Genomic DNA, 9,310 nt, shown 5'->3' with positions numbered 1-9,310 from the left:
CACAGCATGATCAGCTCGTCAATTGGTCTGACAAATCAAGTCGAGGTTGCTCAAATAATGTTCGTGATCTCACCCTGTGCTTAAGGCGTTATGTTGCAAGTTGACTTATGGGGCTAACTGAAAGATGGGCTCTTATCCAGGCTGAATTGATGGCAGCATTTAAATTGCTGCCGAGCAATACAATAGAGTCTGATAATGGCTATAGAAAAGAAGATTTCTTGGACTATATCAATGCAAATGAGTTGCTCTTAGCTATGGAAGAGCTGGATAGGGTAATCGAAGATAACCCGAGCCCATCCAAGGAGTTTTGGCTGCACTTGATTAGTGCTTCAAAACTAATGGGTAATAAACATCTGGTCAAATACGAGTCCATATTAAATGCAACATAACAAGGCCAGCCAGCGTCGCTCACTTTGTTCGCTGGACCTCGTTTCACTCGGCCGCTGCTGGCGGCGTTATATGCTGGAATGGGAGTAGATATTGAGTTCAAATTTCAACTACCGAATTGATGCTCCGTTCAGTGAAAAGAAGCGCTTTTTTCGGGTCTGCGTTTATCTTGTCTTATTGCCATTCTTTATAGCGATAAGCACTGGAATGGTTTATGTGTTGGGTAACTTGTTGAATTTCGATATCAATGAACCTATTCGCAGCAGTGAGTTATCAGGTACAGAAATAGCCATGTTTTTTGGTGCTTTTGGCATTGTCATGTTAGCTCTTTTTGGTTTAATGCTATTTATCGCCAAAAAACGTTTCAGAGGTTCAAAATTTAATGCAATCGCATATAACAAGCAAAGGCAAAGCGACGCGTACCGCGCGCTTGCTTTGAGCGTTATATGCCAAATGGATAATCTTATTCCTGTCGTTAAATCTTTCGATTGCGCTGACTATGATCCCATAGAACAGTGGGCCTTTGACGACCCTACGGAAGTCGAGTTTTGGCTATCGATAGAAGTAGGTATAGAAAGCGAAGCTGGCTCAAATCTTTTTCAGGTTCACGTGGTAACACAAAAAATGTTGTCTCAGATATACCCTAACAATCATCTGCTCATTTTGCCTTACTATTCATGGGCAGATACTCTTAGTAGTATAAATAAGGTTTTGAGCACTTGCTCGGACGTTAGCTGGGAAGGTATGTTTAACCAAGTGTCCAAGCATTTTTGCTGGGAATATGAACAAGCAAAGTAGCAGTGGCATATAACAAGCGACATCAAAACGCCGCTTCGCGGCTCGACTCGCAACAAGTCTCTCGCGTTTGTGGCGGGGGTTATCTGATTGGAAGGAATTATGAACCTATTGTTCGTATGCAGTGAAAATAGGCTGAGAAGTCCCTCGGGTGAAGAAGTGTTCTCTGCCTATGAAGGCATCAATGCTATAGGTTGTGGCACAAATCTGGATGCTGAAACCGTCGTTAGTGGAGATCTGATTGAATGGGCTGATATTGTCTTTGTTATGGAAAAGACACATAAGAACAAGGTATCAAAGAAGTTCAAGGATCTTCTGACCGGGAAAAAACTTGTATGTCTAGATATCCCTGACAACTATGACCGGATGGACCCTGTGCTGATAAGAATTCTTGAGAATCGTGTATCAAAGCATGTGCGTTTAAGATGAGTCAGATAACAAAGCCTTCATATAGCCGCCCAAAAGCTGCGGTTGGGACGGCGCAAAATACGCGTCGTCCCATATGGCGGCGTTATGTTTCTGAATTATGATTGAAAAAATAGCCCTTTTCTACGCAATTGTATTTAGCATTTATTTAACACTTCACTTCGTGTGGCCAAATCTAGTTTTTGCGCTCAACTTCACGTGGTTTGGACCACTCCCAAAGCAATACGAGCGGCTATCTGAGTTTAAGTGTAGAAAAATCTTATACGTAACTAGTCTTGGGTTACAAATGGTGTACGCGATGTGCATTTTGTGGACCGTTGGCAGCTATTTTCCTTGGGTACAAAAAGAAAATCTTTTTCTTGTCTTTGCATTTGGTCTTACTATCGGCATCGGAATGGCAGTTCTTGCGTTGATAGGGTTTGTTATCTCCTTTGGCAAAACAAAGATCTTTGGCCCTGATCCATATTTTGACTTCGTAGAAGAGGAAGATTTGGATGAGGAAACATAACAAGCCAATATAGTCTCTCACTGCGTTCGCTGGGACAAAAATACGTAGGCTCCTTTCGCTTCGCTCCGGATTTTAGCCTATGTATTTGTGCCCCTAATTTGGGTGTTAGCTGTACAAAGGAATCATCGTGCTAAGCAAGATTAAAAATATATTTAAAAAGAAGCCGCCCGACCTCAGTCTTACGGATAAGCTTTGGGAGCTTATTCAAAATGAAAAGTACGAAGAAGTAATTCTTGAAGCAAAGGAACTACTTGGGCATAAATCGGCACCCATTGCCAAAGATGCCAACAAGCTCATGGGTATGGCCCTATTCAGGCAAGCCAAATATAAAGAGGCTCTTCCATACTTTCAAAAGGCCACTGAATACAATCCAGAGATCAATGACTGGTTCAATGTCATTTCATCTGGGACTCTATCGAAAAATGTAGAGGTTGGGCGCAATGCTTTCGATAAAGCTGTACAGTTGCAGTTAGATTCTGGGCATAAAGAGCAGCCAAGCATCCCTTTTATGCGCCAATATTACGCTTGTGCGCTACGCGATATAGGTGAATACGATTTGGCTTTGGAGCAAATAAACGAATTACGCCAAATATATGAGCAACTAAAAATCACTGACACAACATTCGTTTATATCCGTGGCGTCCCATTTCTCTCGCATACAATGGATGTCGCAGTGGATGTATTCAATGGTCTAGGTGCCAGTTTTGATGCTCAAGAGTGGATTGATAGCTTTTCGTCTAAATTAGACGAAGAAGGCCAGGAGTACTTAAATGAAGTCAAAGCCAAGATCCACAGCTAACAAGGCGCTGCTGTCGGACAAATTTTCCGCTGCGCTCCAAATTTGCCGCAGAGCGCGGCGTTATGCTCTCGATAAAAATTAGAGTTCAAAAATGGATAAACGATATCAAGTATTTGTAAGTTCTACGTACACGGATCTTCTTGAAGAGCGAGCTGAGGTTATGCAGGCACTGCTAGAACTAGACTGTATGCCCTCTGGAATGGAGCTATTTCCTGCAGCGAATGAAGAGCAGTGGGAGTGGATAAAAAAAGTTATAGATGAGTCTGACTACTATCTTGTGATACTTGCCGGAAGATACGGTTCTATTTCTAAGAAAACTGGATTTAGTTATACCGAGATGGAATACCGGTATGCGATCGAAACAGGTAAGCCAGTTATAGGTTTTTTGCATGAAAGACCAGAGAAAATTGAAAAAGGAAAATCGGAAAGTGATCCGGATGCCTGCCAGAAGCTCGAAGATTTTCGAGATTTGGTATCAAGTAAATTGTGTAAGTACTGGAACTCTCCTTCAGATTTAGGAGCGAAAGTAAGCCGAAGTATAACTCAATTGATAAAACATCAACCCGCTGTGGGCTGGATTAAGGCTAATTCTGTTACGGAATCTACTTCTAAAGAACTTCTAGATCTAAGAAAAAAGAACGAAGTTCTCGAAGAAAAGTTAAAAAAGGCTCGTATAGAAAGACCGTCGGGAACAGAAGAACTAGCCCAAGGACAAGATATTTTTACACTAGAATTTGTTTTTGAGGCAAAAAAAGTATCGGTTGGTAAGAATAATAAGAAATATTGGAAAAAAGGCGAAATTATTGATTGTGCTGTTGATTTGTCTTGGGACAGAATATTTTCCTTTGTTGGTCCGAATATGATAACCGCTTCATCCGAGGGGTGGATGATTAGTTATCTCAACGGCTTGATAGAGCGAACGGTGAAGGATGATCTTGAGGAAGCTTATCCAGATAACAAGATTGATGATATTAAAATACGACTCACCACATTTCAGACAATTAAAATTCAATTCCGAGCACTTAATTTAATAACCCATGAAGGTAATGATTCAAATTGGGTATTAACGCCTTACGGTGAAAACTATCTAACCAATCTGCTAGCGGTAAAAAAGCATAACAAATCAAGTAAGAGGGACGCCGTAACCGGCGCCCCTTCTTGAGGCGTTATGTTTTAAGGTAGAGGTCGGACATTGGAGCAAATAACCGCCATCGCTACATTCTTTTTTGGAGTTCTATTTGTCGTTGTCTCCATCTTTTTATTTGTGATGGGCGTTAAGGAACATAAACTAGAATCAAAGAGTTTTAGCTCATGGAGTAAAACTATTTTGGTTATTGGTATTTGCTTGTTTGCTGCCTACAACACATTAATAAGCGGCTACCTGAAAGTTATAAATACTGGGATATTAAATTGAGTGTTTTAAAACATAACAAGCCAAGCCAGCGGGAATTTTACTCGCTGAACAACGCTCATAAAATCCCTTGCTTGGGGCGTTAGTAGCCCCAGTAGATTAGGCTAGGAATTAGACATTGGCGCGGTATTAGGCCCCGCATTTCATGGAAGCATCGCAAGGAGGTTGGTATTGGCAACAAGCATTATTTCAGCATCACCAACGCGCACTTTTTACCTCACTGGCTTAAAGGTGGTTCGCAAAGAAGTGGTTGCCTGTTTGCGATCAACATTGCCGTTTGCAGTTAGCCAAAACCAGCCGCAAAAATCGGTTGTTGTTTTATCTTTCTTCGGGCTAAGGTAAGCGCATGAATATCAATTTAAGCTCATGGGCCAACAGGGCTGGCGGCAAAGCCATGACAGTTCTGTTCTCGTGGGCCACTAACAAGTTAAATCATCGGAAAACCACTCGCTTCGCTCGCGTTTTCCGCTGTTTAAAGCGTTATATGCTCAGGGAAGGTACACGATGAAATCTATATTTATTCTAATATTTCTATTACCGCTGTTTGCGCATGCGACGACTGAATTTTGTGAGGATCACACGCCACGAACAACATCAACGCATGATGGTGAAAAGTATGGACTTGTTGTCCCAGGCAGCAAAGTTGAGAAAGCTGGTTCATGGTCACCTAAAGAAATGATTTCACCACCATTGGCTACTTACAAAGCCTATTCATTAGTGCAAGATTGGGCGGTTACTAACTTGCCTAAGTTTGATGGTATCGAAATAAGAAGTATTGAGTTAGTTAAGTACCATTGTCTGGCTGGCTTTTCTAAACAAGAATATTGGTATTATGTTGTTGAGTTTGATCCTCTTCTAGACGGCAACAAAATGTATGGTTCAAAAAATTTTGTTGCTGTACTAATGTCGGGTGAGGTTATTGGTGTTAAGAGCATATAACAAGTTGCCAAAGTTCGCCGCAAAAAGCGCGGCTGGGACAAATACTCTCTGGGCTTCGCCCAACAACGTTCGCATTTGCCCCTTGGCAAAGCGTTAGTTGCCATCTAGGGAGAATGAGGCATTGTACGGTTCTTGGGGAGCAGTTGCTGCTTGGTTAGTTGGTGGAATTGTAGCTCTACTATGCATTATCTCTGTCTTCAGTATATATGTGAGGATGCATCGTTTTTACTCTGATAAAAATCAAACAAAAGCTAGAATGTACAAAGAGTTAATGAAAAACTTTGCCATGGAAATGGTTATTTTTGCCATCATCATTGTGTTTGTTTTGGTCGCGCTTTTATATAAACCTGAAGTTACATTTTATGGAAGCTAACCATAGCAACTAACAAGTTAAACCATCGGGAAATCACTATCTACGCTCGTGTTTTCCGCTGTTCAAAGCGTTAGATGTTCAAGGAGGATTGTGTATGAATCGAGTATTATTTTTAGTTCTATTAACCTTTTCGTGTTTTTCATTTGCTACTGATTCCGACTCAAAATTGGGATACAAAGGCAAAAATGGACAAGTGTTTGGTTATAACACTGTATTAGAGGCTCTCGAAGCGCTGAAATCAGATCCCAATGCAGAGATTAGTGAGTCTGAAGGTTGGGTTATTGTAAATGACAATACGAATAAAGCCCTTTGGTCATTTGCCCCCAAAGCTCACCCTTCATACCCATCAGTTGTTCGCCGTGCAGTTGTCGAGAGAAATGGTCAAATTGGAATAACTACCGAAGTAAAATGTGCTGCTAAAAAATCTGTTTGCGACTCATTAGTAAAAGATTTTATGGAGTTAAACCAAAAAATTAAAAATGACATCAACAGTAAGTAGAACATCTAACAAGTTAAATCATCGGAAAACCACCCGCAGGCCAAAAGACGGCCAAAGCGCGCGTGTTTTCCGCTGTTTAAAGCGTTATGTGTAAAGAGCACCGATGAAGTACAAGAATATCTACTCAGCGATTCATAATTTTGGCCATAGTTTCACGAGCCTTATGAACTACGTGGATAGCGACTATGTAATAGATGAGCTTATCAATATTCATCGCAAAGGTTACGACATCGAAGTAGATTGGAAAACACGAAAATTCTCGCCTGACGCTATGGCGAGTGAACGAATTAAGAAATCTATAGGATATTGGGGTGATTCACTAAATAAGCATTTGGCATCACACAATGTAGAGCCAGAAAAACTTGAATCGCTAAAGTTCGTGTGGCCATCTGGCCAACGAAAGTTCATGCTGGCTTCTGATGATCGTGGAAAGGAATACAAAATCTATGTCAACGAAGTCAAGTAAACACATAACAAGCAAAGGCAGCATCGCCCTGCGGGCTGGACGCGCTAACGCGCGCGGCGTTACACGTCTTGAGACATCTCTTGCCAGAAAGTACGGCAATGCCGTATAGTTTGGTCCATGATATTTATTGAAACCTCTACATTCACAAAGCTTCTGCCGGAGTACTTGTCTGACGAGGAGTACAGAGCCTTGCAGACTTACCTCATGCAGAAGCCAGACGCTGGGGATATTGTCAAAGGATCAGGCGGAGTCAGAAAAGTACGTTGGGCTCCGGAACGGAAAGGGAAAAGTGGAGGAGTTCGAGTTATCTATTATTGGAGAAAGCCCGACCACGAAATCTGGATGCTTACGCTGTATAGCAAATCTGAGAGGTCTACGATTCCTGGTCATATCTTGAAGAAAATAGCGGAGGCAATCGATCATGAGTAAGCGTGATATCGGTGCTGAGATTTTGGAAGGGATTCAGGAAATCAAGCAGCACAAAAAAGGCAAAATCAGCCTGAAGGTGACTGAGCTTTCTGAGCCATCGCCACCAGAAGTAATTCGCTCAAAATTAAATATGTCACAATCAGCATTTGCGGGTTTGCTTGGTGTCAGCATGCGCACACTGCAGGACTGGGAGCAGGGTCGGCGTTCCCCACAAGGCCCTGCGGTTACTCTACTACGCATAGCCGAGCAGCATCCAGAAGTCTTTAGCCAGCTGCAGTAAACGTGTAACAAGGAGATGAAATTCGCTCCACTCACTTCGTTTGCTGCGCCGGACACTCGGTCGCCGGATGATTTTGGTTCGCTGCGCGATTTTGTCCAAAACCAACCGGCTCGGTCGTGCCGTTTATTGTGGCGTTAGAAGTTAAGGAGTAAGCATTGGAATCATGGGTTTCGTCGGGATTGATTGGTGGATTGGTTGCAATTGTTATTGCAGTCAAAAACGGTCTTGGCACAAAGCAGACATTAACCGACAAAACATCAATCAGTTGTCACTCCTTAAGCGGCCCGAGCCGCTTTGACCCCCGCTTAAAAATTCCCGGTCGGTTCAGGGCGCTGCTAAAAGGCGGGCAATTTGCTGGGAGAAAATTGAGTGGAAGACGCGTCGGGGATGGCATCGCCCGGAATTAGCGAGTGCGCGCAGCAAATTCAGATGTCATCGAGAGGGCAGAGGATGCCCGAAGTGGACTTTTGATTAAAGGCAGGAAGCCGTAAATCAAAACTTTTTCACGACCGCCTTTTAGCAGCGCCCTGGACTGACGTAGTTGGGAATCCAGCGGGCGCGCTTTGAAAGCTACGTCCCTGTAGCTTTTCCTTCGGACCAGCGTAAAGCTGTCCCAAATTTTTCCTGAAAATTTGGTCTTTGCGTCTCGTTTCTTCGCAGTAAAGACAATCTGGTCAGGAACCAGATTGAACAGCTTTAGCTGGCCCGCAGGGCAACAGGCAGGACGCCTGTTGTAAATGGGACTGGCATGCCATGGAGGGCATGTCATAAAGGATAAGGAAGCCATGTTATTCAAACCTTGCCACAGCGGTCTTCGACATGGATACTAAAACGCAGCTTGGCTAAATCAATTCCATAGACATAGTTATTCGGACCTGGACGGTTCTCCTCAACAGCTGCCAGTTAAGCGTGGCAGAACCCCGGGAAAGGGGAGTCCATATCATTCGTTAGCTGTTAACAACTTAGCGATACTTTCGAGCAAGGATTACTAATTTATTTATGAAAAGAGTATTAATGTGTTTATCTGTCATGATCCCAAGTGTTGGGTATTGTTGCCCATCATTAGATGGAACATGGACATCATCCATAGAGAAATTTGAGTCGTTCAATAAAAAATGGGCAAACATAGAAGACAAGGCATGGTCTTTTATGATTCAAACGCAAGGAATTGAAGTTATCAAATATAACGGGGAAAATAAGATGAGCATTAATTCCCCAGAAATTGAAATCAAGGTGGGCGAGAAAAAGATGAAGCGCCCACCTTCAGAAGAGCGTATTACTTTCAATGTGTTAGGATGTACAAGTAAAAGCATCGCGATGCAATATGAAAGATATGGTGAGAAAAAAATATCTCAATTGCACTTTGAAAATGAAGATACATATTGGGTATATATGGGTTCCGCTGGAACAGATGGTAATAGCCATATAAGAGAATATTACACAAGAAATAAATCAAATTAGCTAACAAGCGAATTAATCGTGATTCGCCATGATTTGTCATTTTCAGTTGCAAACAGTGCAATAAAATTACCAAACTACGCTCACACATTATTCAGTCCTCAGGACTGTCAATGATAAAATTTGGAATCGCAATATTTACCTTACTCTTCTGTGCTGTTGCATGTGCATCAGTGTTAGAACAAGTGCAATCTGAATTGAATGTCGGAGAGGACGCGCATGAAAACGAAGAGTTCAATTTAGATTTGGCCAAATGCAAAAATGGTTTGAAGTTATTAGGTAGCCCAAATGCTTACTATACAAAGGTGGGGATAGACGACACTGGTCTGAAATTAACCTTGGCTGAAGTAGCTGAACGGCAGGGAAATGTTGAGCGAGCATCAAATATTACATGCAGAGTTCTAAAAGATAGAATCGAATTAACAAAGCGGAAAGTAAGTGAAGAGTAGCCCTGAAAAATAAATTTACTTCGCGCGTAAAAGAACGCAAAGTGAAGTTTCCCCTTCGCTTGGCTGTGGTCAAAATGAACATTGTTTTTGT

The 9,310-nt window shown here is 42.2% G+C and carries 14 protein-coding genes; all 14 read left to right on the top strand.

Annotated features, from left to right (window positions below; all coding sequences use genetic code 11):
• The first annotated feature begins 149 nt into the window (after positions 1-149).
• Complete coding sequence (locus CSR04_RS23795) at positions 150-389, top strand: hypothetical protein (protein ID WP_245921866.1); 240 nt, start codon at positions 150-152, stop codon at positions 387-389.
• 91 nt (positions 390-480) lie between these two features.
• Positions 481-1,185: an Imm8 family immunity protein gene (locus tag CSR04_RS23790; protein WP_102798854.1), complete on the top strand. Its 705-nt coding sequence runs from the start codon at positions 481-483 to the stop codon at positions 1,183-1,185.
• 99 nt (positions 1,186-1,284) lie between these two features.
• The gene (locus tag CSR04_RS23785; protein ID WP_102798853.1) at positions 1,285-1,611 is read left to right on the top strand and encodes a low molecular weight protein tyrosine phosphatase family protein; all 327 of its coding nucleotides are present in this window, start codon (positions 1,285-1,287) and stop codon (positions 1,609-1,611) included.
• A gap of 283 nt (positions 1,612-1,894) precedes the next feature.
• A complete protein-coding gene (locus CSR04_RS24825; RefSeq protein ID WP_146027240.1) occupies positions 1,895-2,116 on the top strand; it encodes a hypothetical protein in 222 nt (73 codons plus the stop codon).
• A gap of 127 nt (positions 2,117-2,243) precedes the next feature.
• On the top strand, positions 2,244-2,915 hold the full coding sequence (locus CSR04_RS23775) for a tetratricopeptide repeat protein (protein ID WP_102798851.1): 672 nt from the start codon (positions 2,244-2,246) through the stop codon (positions 2,913-2,915).
• A gap of 91 nt (positions 2,916-3,006) precedes the next feature.
• Positions 3,007-4,077, top strand: a complete 1,071-nt coding sequence (locus CSR04_RS23770) for a DUF4062 domain-containing protein (RefSeq protein ID WP_102798850.1) — start codon at positions 3,007-3,009, stop codon at positions 4,075-4,077.
• A gap of 753 nt (positions 4,078-4,830) precedes the next feature.
• Positions 4,831-5,265: a hypothetical protein gene (locus tag CSR04_RS23765; RefSeq protein ID WP_102798849.1), complete on the top strand. Its 435-nt coding sequence runs from the start codon at positions 4,831-4,833 to the stop codon at positions 5,263-5,265.
• 121 nt (positions 5,266-5,386) lie between these two features.
• On the top strand, positions 5,387-5,638 hold the full coding sequence (locus CSR04_RS24820) for a hypothetical protein (protein ID WP_146027239.1): 252 nt from the start codon (positions 5,387-5,389) through the stop codon (positions 5,636-5,638).
• Positions 5,639-5,732: 94 nt separating this feature from the next.
• On the top strand, positions 5,733-6,137 hold the full coding sequence (locus CSR04_RS23760) for a molecular chaperone DnaJ (RefSeq protein ID WP_102798848.1): 405 nt from the start codon (positions 5,733-5,735) through the stop codon (positions 6,135-6,137).
• Between the two features lie 163 nt (positions 6,138-6,300).
• Positions 6,301-6,603 carry a hypothetical protein gene (locus tag CSR04_RS23755; RefSeq protein WP_245921863.1) on the top strand — a complete coding sequence of 101 codons (303 nt, stop codon included), beginning with the start codon at positions 6,301-6,303 and terminating at the stop codon, positions 6,601-6,603.
• 421 nt (positions 6,604-7,024) lie between these two features.
• Positions 7,025-7,312, top strand: coding sequence for a helix-turn-helix domain-containing protein (locus CSR04_RS23745; protein ID WP_102798845.1), 288 nt, complete (start codon positions 7,025-7,027; stop codon positions 7,310-7,312).
• A 155-nt stretch (positions 7,313-7,467) separates the two neighbouring features.
• Positions 7,468-7,719 (top strand): hypothetical protein, encoded by a 252-nt coding sequence (locus tag CSR04_RS24815; protein ID WP_146027238.1) that lies wholly within the window; start codon positions 7,468-7,470, stop codon positions 7,717-7,719.
• A gap of 592 nt (positions 7,720-8,311) precedes the next feature.
• Entirely contained in the window at positions 8,312-8,773 is a 462-nt protein-coding gene (locus CSR04_RS23735) for a hypothetical protein (protein ID WP_102798843.1), read from the top strand.
• A 110-nt stretch (positions 8,774-8,883) separates the two neighbouring features.
• The gene (locus CSR04_RS23730) at positions 8,884-9,219 is read left to right on the top strand and encodes a hypothetical protein (protein ID WP_102798842.1); all 336 of its coding nucleotides are present in this window, start codon (positions 8,884-8,886) and stop codon (positions 9,217-9,219) included.
• The last annotated feature ends 91 nt before the right edge of the window (positions 9,220-9,310 follow it).

Origin of the sequence: Bowmanella denitrificans (assembly GCF_002887595.1) — a bacterium.
GTDB classification, from domain to species: domain Bacteria; phylum Pseudomonadota; class Gammaproteobacteria; order Enterobacterales; family Alteromonadaceae; genus Bowmanella; species Bowmanella denitrificans.
Note: the sequence above shows the minus strand (reverse complement) of the source record. Positions and strands in the feature narration are given on the sequence as shown.

Coding starts and splice junctions, on each gene's coding strand:
- CSR04_RS23755 (WP_245921863.1), top strand. CDS start 6,301: ATGAACTACGTGGATAGCGACTATGTAATAGATGAGCTTATCAATATT.
- CSR04_RS23735 (WP_102798843.1), top strand. CDS start 8,312: ATGAAAAGAGTATTAATGTGTTTATCTGTCATGATCCCAAGTGTTGGG.
- CSR04_RS23760 (WP_102798848.1), top strand. CDS start 5,733: ATGAATCGAGTATTATTTTTAGTTCTATTAACCTTTTCGTGTTTTTCA.
- CSR04_RS23765 (WP_102798849.1), top strand. CDS start 4,831: ATGAAATCTATATTTATTCTAATATTTCTATTACCGCTGTTTGCGCAT.
- CSR04_RS23785 (WP_102798853.1), top strand. CDS start 1,285: ATGAACCTATTGTTCGTATGCAGTGAAAATAGGCTGAGAAGTCCCTCG.
- CSR04_RS23730 (WP_102798842.1), top strand. CDS start 8,884: ATGATAAAATTTGGAATCGCAATATTTACCTTACTCTTCTGTGCTGTT.
- CSR04_RS23795 (WP_245921866.1), top strand. CDS start 150: ATGGCAGCATTTAAATTGCTGCCGAGCAATACAATAGAGTCTGATAAT.
- CSR04_RS23745 (WP_102798845.1), top strand. CDS start 7,025: ATGAGTAAGCGTGATATCGGTGCTGAGATTTTGGAAGGGATTCAGGAA.
- CSR04_RS24825 (WP_146027240.1), top strand. CDS start 1,895: ATGGTGTACGCGATGTGCATTTTGTGGACCGTTGGCAGCTATTTTCCT.
- CSR04_RS23770 (WP_102798850.1), top strand. CDS start 3,007: ATGGATAAACGATATCAAGTATTTGTAAGTTCTACGTACACGGATCTT.